The organism is Yersinia fenwicki, from assembly GCF_043099325.1.
Classification (GTDB): domain Bacteria; phylum Pseudomonadota; class Gammaproteobacteria; order Enterobacterales; family Enterobacteriaceae; genus Yersinia.
Genome location: NZ_CP170755.1, coordinates 1,501,353 through 1,519,899, shown reverse-complemented (window position 1 = coordinate 1,519,899; position 18,547 = coordinate 1,501,353). Strand labels below are relative to the sequence as shown.

The following is an 18,547-nucleotide window of genomic DNA, read 5'->3' as shown; positions in this document are numbered from 1 at the left end:
TCACCCCTTATTGAGCGTTGTACAAAATGACCGCGGCAGTCGCCAGCAGATTCAGCAGGGTCAACGGCAGGCAAACTTTCCAGCCGAATGACATTACTTGGTCATAACGTGGGCGCGGCAAGGATGCACGGATCAGAATGAACATCACCATGAAGAAAGCCGTTTTCAACGCAAACCAGATAAATGGCGGCAAGAACGGGCCTTGCCAGCCGCCGAAGAATAAGGTGACTATCAGTGCAGAGACAGTCACGATACCGATGTATTCACCGACGAAGAACAAACCGAATTTCATACCGGAATATTCAATGTGGTAACCATCGGCCAGCTCTTGTTCAGCTTCTGGCTGGTCAAAGGGATGACGGTGACAGACGGCAACACCCGCAATGGCAAAGGTCACAAAACCAAAGAATTGCGGGATAACATTCCAGACGTGCTCCTGAGAGTTAACAATATCCTGCATGTTAAATGAGCCCGCCTGCGCCACTACGCCCATCAAGGATAGGCCGAGGAACACTTCATAGCTCAGGGTTTGCGCTGAAGCACGCATCGCCCCTAACAGAGAATATTTGTTATTACTGGACCAACCGGCGAACAGCACAGCGTATACCGCCAGCCCCGCCATCATCAGGAAGAACAAAATACCGATATTCAGATCCGCAACCGCCCAGGTCGGGCTGACCGGGACGATGGCAAAAGAGAGCAGCAGCGAGGTAAAGGCAATCACCGGTGCCAAGGTAAAGATAGCCCGGTCGGAGAAGCGCGGTACCCAGTCTTCTTTGAAGAACATTTTGATCATGTCAGCCACCAGCTGCAATGACCCACCCCAACCAACACGGTTTGGCCCGTAACGGTTCTGGAACAAGCCCAGCAAGCGACGCTCGCCGAAGCTCATAAATGCACCGCAAGTCACCACGACCAGCAGAATCACTACCGCTTTCAGGACAGAGATTAAAATCTCAATCAATTCAGGGGTAAACCAGCTCATAGTACTGCCTCCCGCAGATTCTCAACGCGCGCACCCACCATAATCGGTGGAATACCCGGTAAGCCAAGCGGCAAGCCGACCTGACCCTGAGCCAAGGTTTCACTCAAACGCACTGGCAGACGTAAGGTCTGACCGGCACAGTTGAACTCGACCAACGTACCGAGGTTAACCCCGAGACGAGCCGCATCAGCAGGATTGACCATCACATAAGGTGCTGGCATGCGCTGCTGGATGACATCTGAACGCTGAGACATCTCTTCACTACCAAACAGATGATAGTAAGGGGCAATCTGCCAGTTTTCGCCGTTAGCAGTAAAGGCGGCGGGTACAGAATCAAAGTAACCGAGCGTTCCCTCCCCTGCTTCAATCAAGCGAATACCCGGATCACCAAAGCGCAGCTTACCGCCCACTTCAGCCTGGAATTTGTTCCATGCTTGCGGTGAGTTCCAGCCCGGCGCCCAGGCAAATGGGATCTGCTGACGGTCAGCCAGTGGGCTGTTGTTCCCTTCCATTGAGAAAGCAAACGGCGTGTCGATATCCTGCGGTTGGCGCGGTTCGTGTACACTGATATCCGCACGCATGGCAGTACGGCCACTGTAGCGGATTGGCGAACGAGCCAGTTTCTGACCACGGATACGGAAGCTGGCATCGGGTGCGGCTTCAACAATCCCTTCCAACTGCGGCAATGCTGCAACACAGGCAGCAATCACATGATCAAGCTGTGTCCAGTCCACGTGGCGGCTGGTGTAAGTTGAATGCAGCGAGTGCAGCCAACGCCAGCTTTCCAGCATGATGCTGTTGTTTTCCGGTTTTTTCGGGTCGTCATAATAGGTTGGGTCATAAACCTGGAAGAAGCGCTGAGCGCGGCCTTCCTGATTGACCAGCGTACCATCACTTTCAGCAAAACTGGCCGCTGACAGAATTAAGTTCGCTTTATCCATAATGGCGGTGCGTTGGTGATCAACCACAATCAGGTTGGCCACTTTATCCAGCGCCGCATCAACTTTATCTTTCGCCGCGTGGCGATAGAGATCGTTTTCCATCACAATAACGCTATCTGCATCACCTTGGGTCAACGACTCCAATGCTTGATCCAGAGAACCACCACCGATCATAGCAAGGCCGATGCTGTTAGCTGCGCTGGCCACGAAAGTCATACCGACATCCGAACCACGGCCTTTCAGGGCCTTCGCCACGTTGGCGGCGGCTTCAATGATGGCATCACTGCCAGCACTGCTGCCGGAAATAATCAGTGGTTTCTTCGCACCCGCCAAGGCTTGCACGATGATATCCACTTTACCTTTCAGATTACGATCCAAGTCAGCTACCGCAGGCGCAGATTCATCCAATGCATGCGCAATGGCGAAACCTAACCGGGCCTGATCATCCACTGGCGCACGATAGTTCCATGCCGCGATATCATCCATACGCGTGTTATCAACGTTGGTGATAAACAGCGGATGTTTGGCATGCTGGCCGATGTTCATGATGGCAGCAATCTGCCAGTCAGCCACTTTCTGTGCGGCGGCCATTTCACGTGCTTTGCCTTTCACGGCCTGGCGCACAGACAGCGCGATACGTGCACCGGTCTGAGTTAAATCTTCACCCAGAATCAGCACCGCATCGTAGCTTTCAATTTCGCGCAGTGAAGGCGTATAAACTCCGCCTTCTTGCAGGACTTTCAGCATCAGTTGCAGGCGTTGTTGTTCGCTGGCGGCGATGCCAGTATAAAAGTTTTCCGCCCCCACCAGTTCACGCAATGCAAAGTTGCTTTCCAAACTGGCACGCGGTGAACCGATACCGATGGTTTTCTTCGCCTGACGCAGAATATCCGCTGCACCTTGCATCGCCTGTTCGGCGTTCAGGTGGATCCAGTCATTGCCACGCAATTGCTGCGGCTGACGTGGGCGGTCTTTGCGATTGACGTAGCCATAACCAAAGCGGCCGCGGTCACACATAAAGTAGTGGTTCACGCTGCCGTTGTAGCGGTTTTCGATACGGCGCAATTCACCATAACGTTCACCAGGGCTGGTGTTACACCCTACGCTGCACTGCTGGCAGATACTTGGCGCGAACTGCATATCCCATTTACGGTTATAACGCTCGGAATGAGTTTTATCGGTGAATACACCGGTCGGGCACACTTCTACCAGGTTACCGGAGAACTCGCTTTCCAGCGTGCCGCTCTCGGTGCGACCAAAATAGACGTTGTCATGCGCACCGTAGACACCAAAGTCAGTGCCATCAGCATAATCTTTGTAATAACGTACACAGCGATAACAGGCGATACAGCGGTTCATTTCATGAGAGATGAACGGGCCGAGATCCTGATTTTGGTGAGTCCGTTTGCTAAAGCGATAGCGGCGGAAACTGTGGCCGGTCATCACTGTCATATCTTGCAGATGACAGTTCCCCCCTTCTTCACAGACCGGGCAATCGTGTGGGTGGTTAGTCATCAACCATTCAACCACACTCTCACGGAACGCTTTGGCTTCACCGTCATCAATGGAAATAAAGGTTCCATCGGTGGCTGGCGTCATACAGGACATCACCAAACGCCCACGCGTGTCGTCCGCGTTTTGGTATTGCTTTACCGCACATTGGCGGCAAGCGCCGACGCTTCCCAGCGCCGGATGCCAGCAAAAGTAAGGAATATCGAGTCCCAGGGAGAGACAAGCCTGTAACAGGTTGTCGGCCCCGTTTACGTCGTATTCTTTGCCGTCTACATGAATCGTAGCCATATGCATGCTTCCAAATGACCTACCTTACGGCAGGCGTTAATCAAAAATGCTGACCCCCACGGCAAACCGTAAGGGTATCTATGCTACCAGCGCGCTTTTAACAGGTTTGGTTGAATACCGGCTATGGCTCGGGTGTTGCCATAGTCTTTCGCGGCGATCCCGGCTTCGAATTCTTCCCGGAAATATTTGATCGCGCTTTGTAGTGGTTCAACCGCGCCCGGCGCGTGGGCACAGAAGGTTTTACCCGGGCCTAAGAAGCGGCAAAGCTGCTCCAGCGTCTCGATGTCGCCCGGCTGACCTTCGCCGCGCTCCAGTGCACGCAGGATCTTCACGCTCCACGGCAACCCATCGCGGCAAGGTGTACACCAGCCACAGGATTCACGGGCGAAAAACTCTTCCAGATTACGCACCAGCGGAACCATACCGATTTCGTGGTCTACCGCCATAGCCAATGCAGTCCCTAAGCGGCTGCCAGCTTTAGCGATATTTTCAAAATCCATCGGTAAATCCAGGTGGTCGGCGGTCAGGAAGTCAGTACCTGCCCCACCCGGCTGCCAGGCTTTGAATTTCAAACCATCGCGCATGCCACCGGCGTAATCTTCCAGAATTTCGCGAGCGGTGATACCAAACGGCAATTCCCACAGACCCGGATTTTTCACCCGGCCAGAGAAGCCCATCAGTTTGGTACCCGCATCGTTACTTTTACCGGCGGTAATTCCCTGATACCACTCCACGCCATGCTCAAGAATGGCCGGAACGTTACACAGAGTTTCAACGTTGTTAACGCAAGTCGGTTTGCCCCAAACACCAGAAGATGCCGGGAAAGGTGGTTTGGAGCGGGGGTTGGCGCGGCGACCTTCCAGCGAGTTAATCAGTGCCGTTTCTTCACCGCAGATATAACGACCCGCCCCGGTATGAACAATCAGCTCAAAATCAAAGCCGCTGCCCATGATGTTTTTGCCCAGCAAACCCGCTTCAGTCGCTTCAGCAATGGCTCGGCGCAAGTGCACGGCAGCTTCGATATATTCGCCACGCAGGAAGATGTAACCACGGTAAGCTTTCAGCGCAAAGGCACTGATCAGCATCCCTTCCACCAACAAATGAGGCAATTGCTCCATCAGCAGGCGGTCTTTATAGGTACCCGGTTCCATCTCATCGGCGTTACACAGCAGGTAGCGGATGTTCATGCTTTCGTCTTTTGGCATAAGGCTCCACTTTAAACCTGTGGAGAAGCCAGCACCGCCACGCCCTTTCAGGCCGGCGTCTTTGACTAAGCTAACAACATCAGGTGCTGCCATGCTTTTTAAGGCTTTTTCCGCACCGACATAGCCATTTTGGCTGCGATATTCATCCAACCATACGGGCTGTTTATCATCGCGCAAACGCCAGGTCAGCGGGTGCATTTCTGGCGTGCGCACAATCTCTTTGGTAAAACCTGAGTGGACTGTCATGGATATTGCTCCAGTAACTTCTCAATATCTTCAGGCTTCAGGTAACTATGCGTATCGTCATCGATCATCATCGTCGGGCCACGATCACAGTTACCCAAACAGCAGGTCGGCAGCAGCGTAAAGCGGCCATCAAAGGTGGTTTGACCTGGTTGAATGCTGAGTTTTTTCGAAATCGCGGCTTGGATCCCCTGATAACCAGTGATGTGGCATACCACGCTGTCACAGTAGCGGATCACATGGCGCCCAACCGGTTGGCGGAAGATCTGGCTGTAGAATGTCGCCACACCTTCAACATCACTGGCGGGGATACCCAACACTTCAGCAATGGCGTGAATCGCCCCATCCGGCACCCAACCACGTTGTTTTTGCACAATTTTCAGTGCTTCAATTGACGCGGCGCGGGCATCTTCGTAATGGTGCTTTTCATGTTCGATAGCATCACGTTCTTCAGCACTCAATTCGAAAACTTCTGCTGTGGTCGCCGGTTCAGCCGCATTGACTGCCAGGTTCGCCACATTTTGGCTTTCGTTACTCACCTGAGTATCTTTTTGGTTGCTCATAATTAGCGGTCCACATCAGACATTACAAAATCGATACTGCCCAGATAGACGATCAAGTCAGATACCAGGCTGCCACGGATAACCGATGGGATCTGCTGTAAATGGGCATAGCTTGGCGTACGTATCCGGGTGCGATAGCTCATGGTGCTGGCATCACTGGTCAGATAGTAACTGTTGATCCCTTTGGTCGCTTCAACCATCTGGAATGATTCGTTAGCTGGCATCACTGGGCCCCATGAAACTTGCAGGAAGTGAGTGATCAGCGTTTCGATATGTTGCAGCGTACGTTCTTTCGGCGGCGGAGTGGTCAGTGGGTGATCTGCCTTGAATGGGCCTTCTGGCATGTTTTTATAACATTGCTCCAGAATGCGCAGGCTTTGACGCAACTCTTCCACTTTCAACATCACGCGGTCATAACAGTCGCCGTTGTTACCGACGGGAACTTCGAAATCGAAGTTTTCATAGCCGGAGTACGGACGCCATTTACGCACGTCAAACTCAACGCCAGTCGCACGTAAACCCGCTCCGGTCACCCCCCATTCCAATGCTTCTTTGGAATTGTAGGCAGCAACACCGATAGAACGCCCTTTCAGGATACTGTTCTGCAATGCAGCTTTGACGTAAGAGTCCAGGCGTTTTGGCATCCAGTCAAGGAAGTCACGCAGCAGGCGTTCCCAGCCACGCGGCAGGTCGTGCGCCACACCACCAATACGGAACCAGGCTGGATGCATACGGAAACCAGTAATCGCTTCTACCAAATCGTACACTTTCTGACGGTCGGTAAAGGCGAAGAACACCGGTGTCATTGCACCGACGTCCTGGATAAAAGTACTGATATACAGCAAGTGGCTGTTGATGCGGAACAATTCAGATAGCATCACGCGGATGGTTTTAACGCGATCCGGCACTTCTATGCCCGCCAGTTTTTCAACTGCCAGCACGTAAGGCATCTCGTTAACGCAACCACCCAGGTACTCAATACGGTCGGTATAAGGAATATAGCTGTGCCAGGACTGGCGCTCGCCCATCTTCTCCGCACCACGATGGTGGTAACCCACATCTGGCACACAGTCGACAATCTCTTCACCATCAAGCTGCAACACGATACGGAACGCACCGTGTGAAGAGGGGTGGTTCGGGCCGAGGTTAAGGAACATAAAGTCCTCATTTTCGGTCCCGCGCTTCATACCCCAATCTTCTGGTTTGAAAGTCAGTGATTCCATTTCCAGATCTTCTTTCTGCTTGGTCAGCACAAAGGGATCGAACTCTGTTGCACGGGCTGGGTAATCTTTACGCAGCGGGTGACCTTCCCAACTCTGCGGCATCATGATGCGCGTCAGATGAGGGTGACCATCGAAGGTAATACCGAACATTTCCCAAGTTTCGCGCTCATACCAGTTGGCATTAGGGAAAATCTTGGTCGCTGTGGACACGTGCAAGTCTTTTTCAGACAGTGCCACTTTCAGCATGATATCGCGGTTACGCTCGATGGAAAGCAGATGATAGAAAACAGAAAAATCCGCGTCAGGCAAACCCTGGCGGTGAGTACGAAGGCGTTCATCTACACCATGCAGATCAAACAGCATGACATACGGCTTCGGTTGTTTTCTCAGAAACGACATTACTTCCAGTAATTGTTCACGCTTCACCCATACCACGGGCATACCGGTACGAGTTGCTTGGACAACAAAGGCCTCTGGCCCAAAACGGTTCGACAGTTCACCAATCACCGGATCATCAAGATGATCCCGGGTCTGCCATGCTGGCTGGGTGCTGTCGGACGTCGTTAAATCGGTCATTATTTATTCACCACACTGTTTTTTCACCACACTGAATGTGTCATTTTGTGGTCATTTGCCGCACACATGTTCTGGAAGAAAAACGGTTCTCTCCAAAAACAAATCACTTACGCACCAAAATCATATGCCTAAAGGCACATTAGATTTCGTCAGGTGTACGCAGGTTAGTTACTGCAATTCGTTCAGCATGCTTACGTTCTCTTTCTGGCTGCATGTTGGCGCGATAAACACCTTGATCACCCACAACCCAAGAGAGAGGACGGCGCTCTTTACCGATAGATTCCTGTAGCAGCAACAATGCTTGCATATAGGCTTCCGGACGCGGTGGACAGCCAGGGATATACACATCTACCGGCAGGAATTTATCCACGCCTTGTACTACCGAATAGATATCGTACATGCCGCCGGAGTTAGCACAGGCACCCATGGAAATAACCCATTTTGGTTCCAACATTTGTTCATACAAACGCTGAATAACTGGGGCCATCTTGGTAAAGCAGGTACCGGCCACGACCATAAAGTCAGCCTGGCGCGGAGAGGCACGCAGTACTTCTGCACCGAAACGTGCCACGTCATGTACGGCGGTGAATGAAGTCACCATCTCCACATAACAGCAGGAAAGACCGAAGTTATACGGCCAAAGAGAGTTCTTACGCCCCCAGTTCACCATGTCATGCATGGCGTTCTCAAGTTTACCCATGTAAACACTACGGTGGACATGTTGCTCGAGAGGGTCGCCGCTGACGGTTTCCTGAGTTTGCAGGGGGTAACGGTCGTTCTCACCGTTAGGGTCTATGCGGGTGAGCGTATAGTCCATGTTAATGCCTCGCTGTATTTATTGACCACTATACCCTTTGTACTTGGAGCCGCAGGGTTGTTAGCTGTGCGCTTTTCTCCCAATCACTTACCTGTTTTAACTATAGATAAGGTCATCGGGATTCATTTGCTGGCAGCCGTACTTTCAACGCCACGTTCTTTGGATATAGCTTGCGGATGATTGCTGGCGTATTTAACTATGCTCGGTTTGCTCACGCGACGATTAGAACGCACAGGAGTCCAATCCAGAGCGCCAATACGCACCAGATAAACCAAACCAGCCAAGAGCACCAAAATGAAAATGGTTGCTTCGATGAAGCCTATCCAGCCACTCTCACGGATAGAGATGGACCACGCATAGAGGTACAGCGCTTCAACATCGAAAATAACGAAGAACATGGCGACCAGGTAGAATTTCGCAGACAAGCGCATACGCGCCGAGCCTACTGAATCAATACCAGACTCATAAGGGACGTTTTTGGCACGGGCCCGAGCTCTCCCACCCAGGAAGAACGCACCTAGCAGCATCAAACCGCACAGCCCGATTGCGCCGATCAGGAATACAGCGAACGCCCAATGATGAGCGATAACTTCAGTGGTTGTTGACATACTCATTGCTTACTCATCAAAAGTGGCGTCGAACATCCTGCTCTTGTGTTGGCAGTTAGTGCACCACATCGATTCAAAGGGAAGGATAAAAACCACACAAAACACACTGTCTTAACAACTGTTTAGCCAGTGTTTTACTGTGGGCTTTTTACTCCTTTCAGTAACCTTTTGTCAACTTTGACAAAAGTAACTACAGATTAATTTACAAACGCACGATCTTACTTAACATTTGATGCGAACCTGTAAGCTAAATCGAGTCAGTAATTTGTTAAGTCAGAACATACACATATAAACCAACATTAATAGTTCGGACTAACTATACCATTGTCTCAGGAATAACCGGTTCTTCCACTCACTAGCTAGGGGTATTTTTTTGATCCAGAACACGTTTTGAGTGTTATTTCATAAATATTCGGCACAAAAAGTTGCTCTTTATTATTTACAAATACTGAAACGGCGTTTTAATAAAAATAAGTATGACATGATAAACGCGTTATTAACCATTATATAACTAAGGTTTATTGTTCGCTATCGACTCTCGAACACACGCTATGAGTAAAATAAAACAACGTTTTACTCATAAAATTAAACTGAACGGGCTAAAAAAGACTTTTAACAAAAAATGAAAATAAAAAAGCCCCTAAAATAAGGGGCTTAGATTGACCTGTTCGAATTCCGGCTTAATTTTGACCGTCGACTAAATAGTCAGAATCTAGCATTAAATCCGTACCGGACTGCAAACCATGTTGATGACCTGTCTGCATAGCTTCGAAAATGGCCAAGGCCAATTCATTGCTACACCGGCTATCTTTACATAATGAATAATGAGTTTCAGGCAGACGAGGTAACCCTTCTGTTTCACCCAACACCCGTAGATCAGGACTCATCATCTCAATCGGTCTGGCAGTAATACCCAGCCCTGCCCTTACTGCCGCACGAATGGCAGAAAGTGAAGAGGCGACATAGGCAATACGCCATGCAATACCGGCTCTGGTCAGATGCTCTATTGCCATATCACGGAATGGGCTTGGCTCATCCATAACAACTAAAGGCACTGATTCGCCGGGTTGGAATTGGTAATCGGCGGAGCAATACCACAGCGTCGGTGATGTTCTTAAAATCACATGGGGATGATTGTCGACCTTAGCGGTGGTAATCGCCAGATCCACTTCGCCATGACTCAGCATATCAGCAATGAGTGGGCTACGTTTTACCCGCACATCGATGGCCAACCGAGGATATAGCGTCGCCACTCGGTTTAGCAAGAAAGGCAACAGCGTATCGGCAGTATCATCAGATGCGCCGATAATGAGTGAACCTTCTACATTGCTATACATCAGTGACGTACAAGCTTCATCGTTGAAACGCAAAATTTTTCTGGCATAGCCAAGTAACTGGAGACCATGTTCAGTCAGTAATTTGTTACGCCCATGACGGGCAAATAACTCCTTACCGACTAACTGTTCTAACCGTTGCATTTGTTGGCTAACTGCTGACTGAGTTCGACAAACCGCTGCCGCAGCAGAGGCAAACGTATTCAAGTCAGCAACAGCTACAAAGGTTCTAAGCAGATCGAGGTCGAGATTAATTATCGGACGATTTGCATTTGTCATAGTGTATTCTTCACTTTTTTGAATTCTAATTACAAACTACCCTGGTGTTTATGTATTAGCGCCATCAATAAGGGACAACGCTAAGTATGACAGTACCCCACTCATTCGAGTAGGGCAAAAAATTTACTTATATTTCGTTACCGCTATCTCTTTTTAAAAAAACTATTGGCTGAGTTCTGCCTATGTTTGTGAGTACGGTCATAAAAAAGAGCTAAATCTTCGATAAATGAAGATTTTTTCCTTTAGAAACCCTCATTCTTGCAACCTTTATAAAGCTGCTCCTCACCTATTTTAATTAAATCAATGAAACCAACTTATCGGTAAATATTAAAAAATATCAATATTTCTTTTGCGGATTTTTTTATCTAATTGAGTAATTTCAAGTGGTAAGATTTGATAATCGATAAGCTTTTCTAAGATTAACATTAGCTGTTCTTAATAGTTTTCCTATTTACAAATTTGCCTGTTTTCTCCCTTCTATATATGTATGATGATATAAACTGTTGAATCCAGGTTTTCAGCTTAAAACGCGACGTAATTGGATACCGATCCCCTCACTTCTTCTCTAGTCTCTATCGCATAGAAAATGGATCTCAATTTTTATTGAAACCTCTTTTTTACTAATGCACACAGACGATGAGATCTGGCAGAAAAAAACTTCAGACAAACTCATCAATCACACAACGGCCGGTAGGTTTGACAACAAAAACACGGGTAAAAACACCTATACTTTACCCCCAACAGTCATTTGCACTAAAGGACGTGCATAGCGCTTCAAAAATCAACGGCGTCGGAGTACATTGAACATCTTGCAGTGTTCCACGCTGAGGACACGCTTTTACCAGCAAAAGGCTCACTTTTTTATGTCCCCCATTGAGAAATCCAGCAAACTGGACAACGTCTGTTACGACATTCGTGGCCCAGTGCTAAAAGAAGCTAAGCGTCTTGAAGAAGAAGGTAACAAGGTTCTGAAACTCAACATCGGCAACCCTGCCCCGTTTGGTTTCGATGCACCGGATGAAATTCTGGTGGATGTGATCCGTAATTTGCCGACTGCACAGGGCTATTGCGACTCCAAAGGCCTTTTTTCGGCGCGCAAAGCCATTATGCAGCACTATCAGGCACGCGATATGCGCGACCTGACGGTAGAGGATATCTACATTGGGAACGGCGTTTCAGAGCTGATCGTGCAATCCATGCAAGCATTGCTAAACCTTGGCGATGAAATGCTGGTACCGGCCCCAGACTATCCTTTATGGACGGCGGCAGTATCGCTTTCGAGCGGTAAAGCTGTGCATTATATGTGTGATGAAGAGTCAGGCTGGTTCCCTGATTTGGACGATATCCGCAGTAAAATCACCCCGCGTACCCGCGGGATAGTGATTATCAACCCGAACAACCCGACTGGTGCGGTCTACAGCAAAGAGTTGTTACTAGAAATTGTCGAAATCGCTCGCCAGAATGACCTGATTATTTTCGCCGATGAGATCTACGATAAGATTTTATATGACGAAGCGCAGCATCATTCCATTGCCGCACTGGCACCTGATCTACTGACGGTGACCTTCAATGGTTTGTCCAAGACTTACCGTGTAGCCGGTTTCCGTCAAGGCTGGATGGTGCTGAATGGGCCGAAGAAACACGCGAAAGGTTATATCGAAGGTTTGGAAATGCTGGCATCCATGCGGTTGTGCGCTAACGTGCCAATGCAGCATGCGATTCAGACCGCATTAGGTGGCTATCAAAGCATCAGCGAATTTATTCAACCTGGTGGTCGCTTATACGAACAACGAGACCGTGCCTGGGAGCTGATTAACCAGATACCTGGTGTTTCCTGTGTGAAACCACAGGGCGCGCTCTATATGTTCCCGCGTATTGATCAGAAGCGTTTTAACCTGAAAGACGATCAGAAGTTGGTATTAGATCTTCTGTTGCAAGAAAAAGTCTTGCTGGTACAAGGTAGTGCCTTTAATTGGCCATATCCGGATCATGTGCGGATCGTGACATTACCGCGTGTGGATGAGTTGGAGATGGCTGTTGGAAAACTGGGGCGATTCCTTGAGACATATCATCAGTAATTGGTTGATTTCGTGATTAGTTCGGTTGTAAGAGTAGATCGAATCATTGTTTCGGTTGTCAGAGCTTCACGGCTCACCTAATCCCCGATGCACCAACCGCCAAAGGGTGCGAGCGCGCACCCTTGTGGAATCCCGCGCTTCGCACGTATCGCCTGCCCACTTCGTGGGTACCCTCTTTCATCGTTTCGCTGGCGGATCGCCGTGATTCGCTCCTGCTCAAGCACGGCTCGCTCGGCATCCATGCCTCGCGTCCTACTACACTCTTCACTCGGCTGCTCAAATGTGCTTTTAAACATCAAGGTCAAAACCCGTATTTTGAATTGGATTTTGACCTTAAGCGCAATCAGGAATATTACCGACAAAGACGATGGCTCGAGTGAGCGGGCATGGACGCCCGCGAAAAGCGCGCTTGGGCAGGGATGCCCATCGCGCTGGTTCGATAAGTCCAACGGCTGCCGGAGGAGACTGCGAATAGCAGTAATATTTCGCGCCAGCCGCAGGTGCAGGAGGGCCGGCCTACCCTCCTGCTCGGTTGAGGCCACTGGGTTCAGGTGAACACTGAACCAATATCAACCGAAACTTGATCCGGGCGGAACCGAGCTGATCAAACCTCAACCCAATCTGATAAACTATCCTCAGACCTGCATTTAAAAAGTTACAAAGAGAGAAAACTATGAGTCACTTCTTTGCTCACCTATCCCGTTTGAAACTCATCAACCGCTGGCCGCTGATGCGTAATGTCCGCACTGAGAATGTTTCTGAGCACAGTTTGCAGGTGGCGTTTGTCGCTCATGCATTGGCTATCATCAAAAATCGGAAATTTAATGGCAATGTTAATGCCGATCGTATCGCGCTGCTGGCGATGTACCACGATGCCAGTGAAGTGATAACCGGTGACTTGCCTACCCCGATCAAGTATTACAATCCACAAATTGCTCATGAATATAAAAAGATAGAAAAAGTCGCGCAGCAAAAGTTGATTGAAATGCTGCCCGTCGAGTTACAACATGATTTTCTTTGTCTGTTGGATGAGCATTATTACAGCGAAGAGGAAAAAGCACTGGTTAAGCAAGCTGATGCCCTGTGTGCTTATCTCAAATGTTTAGAAGAATTATCCGCTGGTAACAATGAGTTCATCCAAGCCAAAGCACGGCTAGAGAAGACCCTCGCTATGCGTCAAAGCCCGGAAATGGATTATTTTATGGAAGTTTTCGTCCCCAGCTTCAGCCTGTCATTAGACGAAATCAGCCTCGATTCACTGGATTAAAGTTGAAGTTGATATTCAAAAGCACATTTGAGCTGCCGAGTGGAGAGTATAGGCAAGGAAAACGGGCAGGACGCCCGTTTTAGGGGTCACGCGCTTGTGACCCCTTTGGCGGTTGAGGCACCAAGGGGCAAGGTGAGCACCAATCTCATATCAACCGAACTAAACATAACTCTTACCCTGTAGCATCCCATTTAAAAAGGAAAAAGTATCGGCACGACCATCACACTCACGATCATCACCAACAGGGTAAACGGCACCCCTATTCGGATAAAATCACCGAATTTATAGCCACCGGGGCCTAAAACTAAGGTATTAACCGGGGACGAAACCGGAGTCATAAAGGCTGCTGATGCGGCAATACCGATAATCATCGCGAATGGATACGGGGAAAGCGACATCTCACGAGCCGCAGCTATGGCGATCGGTGCCATCAACACCGCCGTCGCTGTATTGGAGATAAATAACCCGATGGTGGCGCACAGCACAAATAAGCACAGCAACATCACCCTTGGCCCCATGCCACCAGCAACATCCATCAAACCGCGGACTATCAAATCTACCCCGCCCGTTTTTTGCAGCGCTTGTGCAAAAGGCATCATCCCGATAATTAGAATCAAACTCGGCCAATGGATTGAGCGATAAGCACTTTCCATATCAATACAGCGAAATTGCCCCATCAACAAACATGCCACCAACGCCGCTATCACATTCGGCACTTCGTCAGTTAGCATCATCGCCACCATCAACGCCAGACAGAACAAAGCATGGGGCGCTTGTGAGATAGCGGGGGCTACTTCATCAACTTCAGCGGGTAAATTCAGCACGATAAAATCACGGGTTTTCTGCTGCAACTGACGAATCAATTTCCAGTCGCCGATCACCAATAAGATATCGCCAAACTGTAATTTATCATCGACCAGTTTACCTTCCAACGTCTTACCATTACGGCGAATACCGACAACATTCAGGCCATAGCGGGTACGGAAGGTGACTTCACGTAAACTCTTTCCCAGCAGGGAAGAGTCTGGAATAAGAGAAACTTCGGCCATCCCGACGTTACGCGCCTGTTCAGAGAAATATTCACCACGCAGCACCATCGGCTCTAGCATCTGCTGAGTACAAAACTCGCGTAAATCTACATCGCAATCAGACATATCAATCAGCAAAACATCATTTTCGTGCAGCTCAGACGAACCGGTCGCACTGACCATGACCCGCCGAAAACGTTTCCAGCGCTCAATCCCGACCACGTTCGCGCCATAGCGGGCGCGCAGATGCAGTTCATCAAGAGAACGACCAATCAAAGGAGAATCGTGGCGAATCGCCAGGCGGCGGGCGCGGCCGGTGAGTTTATAATCGCGGATAAGATCACGGAAGGTACGGCGTTTCCATTGCTGCTCTTTTTCTGAACTTTCCGGCTTTCCCCCCAACCAGTGGCGGGCAACCAACATGTAGCCAACTCCCATCAGCAAGATGATAAGACCAATTGGCGTCACGCCGAAGAAACCAAAACCTTTAATACCTTCGCGCAACAACTCACTGTTCACCACCATATTGGGTGGTGTCGCGACCAGAGTCATCATGCCGCTGATAAGCCCGGCAAAACTTAGCGGCATCATTAATCGCCCGGGCGAAATCTTCATCCGACTGGCGACACTTAATACTACCGGGATAAAAATCGCCACCACGCCGGTTGAGCTCATAAAGGCCCCCAACCCCGCCACAGTCACCATCAGTAACGCCAGCATTTTGGTTTCACTGTGGCCAGCAACTTTTACCAGCCAATCCCCCACCTGATAGGCGACGCCGGTTCTCACTAACCCTTCACCAATGACAAACAATGCCGCAATCAAGATAACATTAGGGTCACTGAAGCCGCTGGTCGCCTCCCCTAATGACAGCGTGCCGCTCATCACAAAGGCAATAATGACCAATAATGCCACGACATCCATCCGCAGTTTATTAGTGGTAAACAGCACAATAGCTATCAGAAGTAGCGTCAACACCCATAATAGTTCGCTGTTCAAAATGGCCTCGTTGGCAAAAAGTGAAAAGGAATATTCAGCTCAAGTAAGTAAATCATTAAATTAAGACAGTACCGCTGTTTGAGATCAATAATGACTGTAAATTTATGCGCTTACCATCCCACAACGACATTAATTGTATTTTTTCCTGAAAAATAATTAACCAATATGTGATGCAGTATTCACCAGTAAAAAAATCCCACCAGAAACATTCCGATATTCAATAGGATTTAACCGCCTGACTATACTGATAATACTAAGTGACAATCCATCATTAGGGTTATTTGGCTGGAGCGGTGAATGATCGATATCACGGACTATCCGATTGTACTTTTTCTGCTGTCATGTGCCCTGTTGTATGGTTCAGCTTATGTCGGTCAGGCCTTTTTCCGACGAGGGCGGGATCTGGATGATAATATTCGCGAGAATTTTACCGTCATTCAAGGGGCGACACTCACCTTGCTGGGGCTGATTATCGGTTTTAGTTTTTCGATGGCGATCAGTCGCTATGATTTGCGTAAAAACTACGAAGAGGCGGAAGCCAATGCGATTGGGACTGAATATCTGCGCGTCGATTATTTGCCAGCTGCTTCCAGTGTCACGACTAAGGCATTGTTAATACACTATCTTGATCAACGGATACTTTTTTATACCACGCGCAATGAAAACTATCTGACTGAGATTAATGACCGAACTAATCAACTGGAAAATGCGTTATGGGCCGAGTTACTCGAGCCGGTGAATCAGCGCCCAGACCCTGTTATGGCATTGGTAGTATCCGGTATGAATGATGTTTTGAACTCAGCGGGTTACACCCAAGCGGCGTGGTGGAACAGAATCCCGCATGCAGCTTGGTTGCTGATGCTAATTATCGCGATTTGTAGCTGCACCCTTGTAGGATATGGCTCAAAGCAGGGTAAAAAAGGTAAGGTGATGACGTTGATATTGCCACTGGTTATCTCATTCTCTTTTATGCTCATCGCCGACATTGATAGCCCACGCGGGGGAATTATTCGGGTAAAACCACAAAATCTTCACAGCCTGGAAGACAGCTTAGCGCCGCTCTCCTCAGTACCATCACATTCCCAGTCGCGCTAAAAGCAAAAGAGCGCCATCAGGCGCTCAGAGGTTAATGACAAAGCTGTTGATAACTTAGTGAGTGACGGGTTTACCGCACCTCGGGGCACTCCGGTCGCTTACGCACTTGTATTTGAAACAAAGAGCGACCCCAACGGCACGATTCCCCTTCATTTGACTTTGTCAGCAGTCTGAAAGCGCCATCAAGCGCCCTCAATAAAATACTCACCAAAGTGATTAGCCGATAAAGCGAACTACCGCGCCATTTGCTGTTTTTTCAACAGCAATATGTTCAAGTGAGCTGAGAACTAAGTCCACTTGATCCAGTTTTGGTGTATCAGCAGGTGCATTCACGGCGATCACCTGGCAACCCGCCGCCAGCCCTGACAATATTCCCGCTGGTGCATCTTCCAGCACAATACAATCCGCCGGAGCCAGACCTAAACGTTCAGCACCCAGCAGGTAAGCATCCGGCATAGGTTTGCCATGCTTCACCTGTTCAGCAGTGACGAACACTTTTGGCTCAGGTAAATGACCGGCGGCGCGGCGTGCAGAAGCAACAGGTACCGAACCTGAGGTCACAATCGCCCACGGAATAGACAAACTGTTTAGCCGCGCCAACAATGACACAGCTCCCGGCAGCGCGGTTACACCATCAGTGTCATTGGCTTCAATATGCTCTAAAGCCAAAAATTCAGCTTGAAGTTCTGTATCACTCGCACCCGGCATAAAATGGCGAAGAGAGGTAATTGCTTGTTTCCCGTGGATAAATTCTAGAACTTCCGATGGATCAATGCCACGACTTTGCGCCCAGCCAATCCAGGCTCGCTCCACAGCAGGTAATGAATCAACCAGAGTCCCATCCAAATCAAAAAGAAAACCTTTACACTCCACAAGCACATCCTCGTTAGTCAATCCAGGTCTTGATCATTACGCACTATCAGGCATTGATAATTTGCGAAATCTCAACCGCACTCAAGTGATACTGGCGCGGGCATGATTGCCAGATAGCCAGCATACGTTGGTATTTGTCCCACATTGGGGTTTGGGAATTGAAACCGTGTGTTCCTGAGTCAAAATGGGTATAGCGGCCTTCGGTATTCACCATAAAGCGCACATAACTCAGATAACGCGATTCAGTAGCAGCATCAAAACCAAGGAACGCAATACGGCGCTCATCTAAATCTTGTTTGTCTTTCAGGTTATCCCAAGAGACTTGCAGGGCATGATGCATCTCCATGATATTAATGATAGTACGGCAAGTATCTTCGCTCATTTCACCAAAATCACGGTCCAGTTCACGCATTTGCAAACCAAAGCCACGTTCGACAATAGTTTGCTGGCGGCGATAGCGCTCAGCATTTTCCGGATCCAGCATGGTCATCATTTTGTACTGATTCGACAGAATCAGTCGTTGGGCGTTTGTCATATCCATCACTAAACTCCTAAGACATAAATAATGAGGAAATCATCGCATACAGAGTTGAGCCATACTTTGATTTGACAGGGGATTTTACGCTGCTGTTT

13 protein-coding genes and 1 pseudogene are annotated in these 18,547 nt (G+C 49.0%); 3 read left to right on the top strand and 11 right to left on the bottom strand.

Annotation, left to right across the window (positions count from 1 at the left end; translation table 11 throughout):
* Positions 1 to 7 precede the first annotated feature (7 nt).
* From nuoH to rovM, 8 genes and pseudogenes are all read right to left on the bottom strand, one after another.
* The gene (nuoH, locus tag ACF3VQ_RS07000) at positions 8 to 985 is read right to left on the bottom strand and encodes an NADH-quinone oxidoreductase subunit NuoH (protein WP_005159221.1); all 978 of its coding nucleotides are present in this window, start codon (positions 983 to 985) and stop codon (positions 8 to 10) included.
* Positions 982 to 3,726, bottom strand: a complete 2,745-nt coding sequence (gene nuoG / locus ACF3VQ_RS06995; protein ID WP_392434134.1) for an NADH-quinone oxidoreductase subunit NuoG — start codon at positions 3,724 to 3,726, stop codon at positions 982 to 984. Before nuoG ends, nuoH begins: the two co-directional genes overlap by 4 nt.
* An 83-nt stretch (positions 3,727 to 3,809) precedes the next feature.
* Entirely contained in the window at positions 3,810 to 5,177 is a 1,368-nt protein-coding gene (gene nuoF / locus ACF3VQ_RS06990) for an NADH-quinone oxidoreductase subunit NuoF (RefSeq protein ID WP_392434131.1), read from the bottom strand.
* A pseudogene (gene nuoE, locus ACF3VQ_RS06985) lies at positions 5,174 to 5,673 on the bottom strand (NADH-quinone oxidoreductase subunit NuoE). Before nuoE ends, nuoF begins: the two are co-directional and overlap by 4 nt.
* A 66-nt stretch (positions 5,674 to 5,739) precedes the next feature.
* The gene (gene nuoC, locus ACF3VQ_RS06980; RefSeq protein ID WP_392434129.1) at positions 5,740 to 7,536 is read right to left on the bottom strand and encodes an NADH-quinone oxidoreductase subunit C/D; all 1,797 of its coding nucleotides are present in this window, start codon (positions 7,534 to 7,536) and stop codon (positions 5,740 to 5,742) included.
* A gap of 139 nt (positions 7,537 to 7,675) precedes the next feature.
* Positions 7,676 to 8,353: an NADH-quinone oxidoreductase subunit B family protein gene (locus ACF3VQ_RS06975; RefSeq protein WP_002210278.1), complete on the bottom strand. Its 678-nt coding sequence runs from the start codon at positions 8,351 to 8,353 to the stop codon at positions 7,676 to 7,678.
* A gap of 122 nt (positions 8,354 to 8,475) precedes the next feature.
* A complete protein-coding gene (gene nuoA / locus ACF3VQ_RS06970) occupies positions 8,476 to 8,967 on the bottom strand; it encodes an NADH-quinone oxidoreductase subunit NuoA (protein WP_392434123.1) in 492 nt (163 codons plus the stop codon).
* Between the two features lie 674 nt (positions 8,968 to 9,641).
* Entirely contained in the window at positions 9,642 to 10,574 is a 933-nt protein-coding gene (rovM, locus tag ACF3VQ_RS06965; protein WP_392434120.1) for a virulence transcriptional regulator RovM, read from the bottom strand.
* Between the two features lie 863 nt (positions 10,575 to 11,437).
* Between rovM and ACF3VQ_RS06960 the strand changes: the two genes are divergently transcribed.
* Together ACF3VQ_RS06960 and yfbR are read left to right on the top strand one after the other, a co-directional pair.
* Positions 11,438 to 12,652, top strand: coding sequence for a pyridoxal phosphate-dependent aminotransferase (locus ACF3VQ_RS06960; protein ID WP_019082014.1), 1,215 nt, complete (start codon positions 11,438 to 11,440; stop codon positions 12,650 to 12,652).
* A 673-nt stretch (positions 12,653 to 13,325) separates the two neighbouring features.
* The gene (gene yfbR / locus ACF3VQ_RS06955; protein WP_392434117.1) at positions 13,326 to 13,919 is read left to right on the top strand and encodes a 5'-deoxynucleotidase; all 594 of its coding nucleotides are present in this window, start codon (positions 13,326 to 13,328) and stop codon (positions 13,917 to 13,919) included.
* Between the two features lie 191 nt (positions 13,920 to 14,110).
* Here yfbR and ACF3VQ_RS06950 read toward each other — a convergent pair whose 3' ends face one another.
* The gene (locus ACF3VQ_RS06950; protein WP_392434115.1) at positions 14,111 to 15,946 is read right to left on the bottom strand and encodes an SLC13 family permease; all 1,836 of its coding nucleotides are present in this window, start codon (positions 15,944 to 15,946) and stop codon (positions 14,111 to 14,113) included.
* 297 nt (positions 15,947 to 16,243) lie between these two features.
* Here ACF3VQ_RS06950 and ACF3VQ_RS06945 point away from each other — a divergent pair, with 297 nt between their 5' ends.
* Entirely contained in the window at positions 16,244 to 17,041 is a 798-nt protein-coding gene (locus ACF3VQ_RS06945; RefSeq protein WP_392434112.1) for a hypothetical protein, read from the top strand.
* 216 nt (positions 17,042 to 17,257) lie between these two features.
* On the opposite strand, the gene ACF3VQ_RS06940 is transcribed toward ACF3VQ_RS06945, so the two are convergent.
* Together ACF3VQ_RS06940 and ACF3VQ_RS06935 are read right to left on the bottom strand one after the other, a co-directional pair.
* Positions 17,258 to 17,914 (bottom strand): sugar phosphatase, encoded by a 657-nt coding sequence (locus tag ACF3VQ_RS06940; protein ID WP_392434110.1) that lies wholly within the window; start codon positions 17,912 to 17,914, stop codon positions 17,258 to 17,260.
* 46 nt (positions 17,915 to 17,960) lie between these two features.
* Positions 17,961 to 18,455 carry a YfbU family protein gene (locus ACF3VQ_RS06935; protein ID WP_005159196.1) on the bottom strand — a complete coding sequence of 165 codons (495 nt, stop codon included), beginning with the start codon at positions 18,453 to 18,455 and terminating at the stop codon, positions 17,961 to 17,963.
* Positions 18,456 to 18,547 lie beyond the last annotated feature (92 nt).

What these genes read in the sequence shown, in the direction of transcription:
- ACF3VQ_RS06935 (WP_005159196.1), bottom strand. Translation starts at nt 18,455, where the DNA reads ATGGATATGACAAACGCCCAACGACTGATTCTGTCGAATCAGTACAAA.
- ACF3VQ_RS06975 (WP_002210278.1), bottom strand. Translation starts at nt 8,353, where the DNA reads ATGGACTATACGCTCACCCGCATAGACCCTAACGGTGAGAACGACCGT.
- nuoC (WP_392434129.1), bottom strand. Translation starts at nt 7,536, where the DNA reads ATGACCGATTTAACGACGTCCGACAGCACCCAGCCAGCATGGCAGACC.
- ACF3VQ_RS06960 (WP_019082014.1), top strand. Translation starts at nt 11,438, where the DNA reads ATGTCCCCCATTGAGAAATCCAGCAAACTGGACAACGTCTGTTACGAC.
- rovM (WP_392434120.1), bottom strand. Translation starts at nt 10,574, where the DNA reads ATGACAAATGCAAATCGTCCGATAATTAATCTCGACCTCGATCTGCTT.
- nuoA (WP_392434123.1), bottom strand. Translation starts at nt 8,967, where the DNA reads ATGAGTATGTCAACAACCACTGAAGTTATCGCTCATCATTGGGCGTTC.
- yfbR (WP_392434117.1), top strand. Translation starts at nt 13,326, where the DNA reads ATGAGTCACTTCTTTGCTCACCTATCCCGTTTGAAACTCATCAACCGC.
- nuoH (WP_005159221.1), bottom strand. Translation starts at nt 985, where the DNA reads ATGAGCTGGTTTACCCCTGAATTGATTGAGATTTTAATCTCTGTCCTG.
- ACF3VQ_RS06945 (WP_392434112.1), top strand. Translation starts at nt 16,244, where the DNA reads ATGATCGATATCACGGACTATCCGATTGTACTTTTTCTGCTGTCATGT.
- nuoF (WP_392434131.1), bottom strand. Translation starts at nt 5,177, where the DNA reads ATGACAGTCCACTCAGGTTTTACCAAAGAGATTGTGCGCACGCCAGAA.
- nuoG (WP_392434134.1), bottom strand. Translation starts at nt 3,726, where the DNA reads ATGGCTACGATTCATGTAGACGGCAAAGAATACGACGTAAACGGGGCC.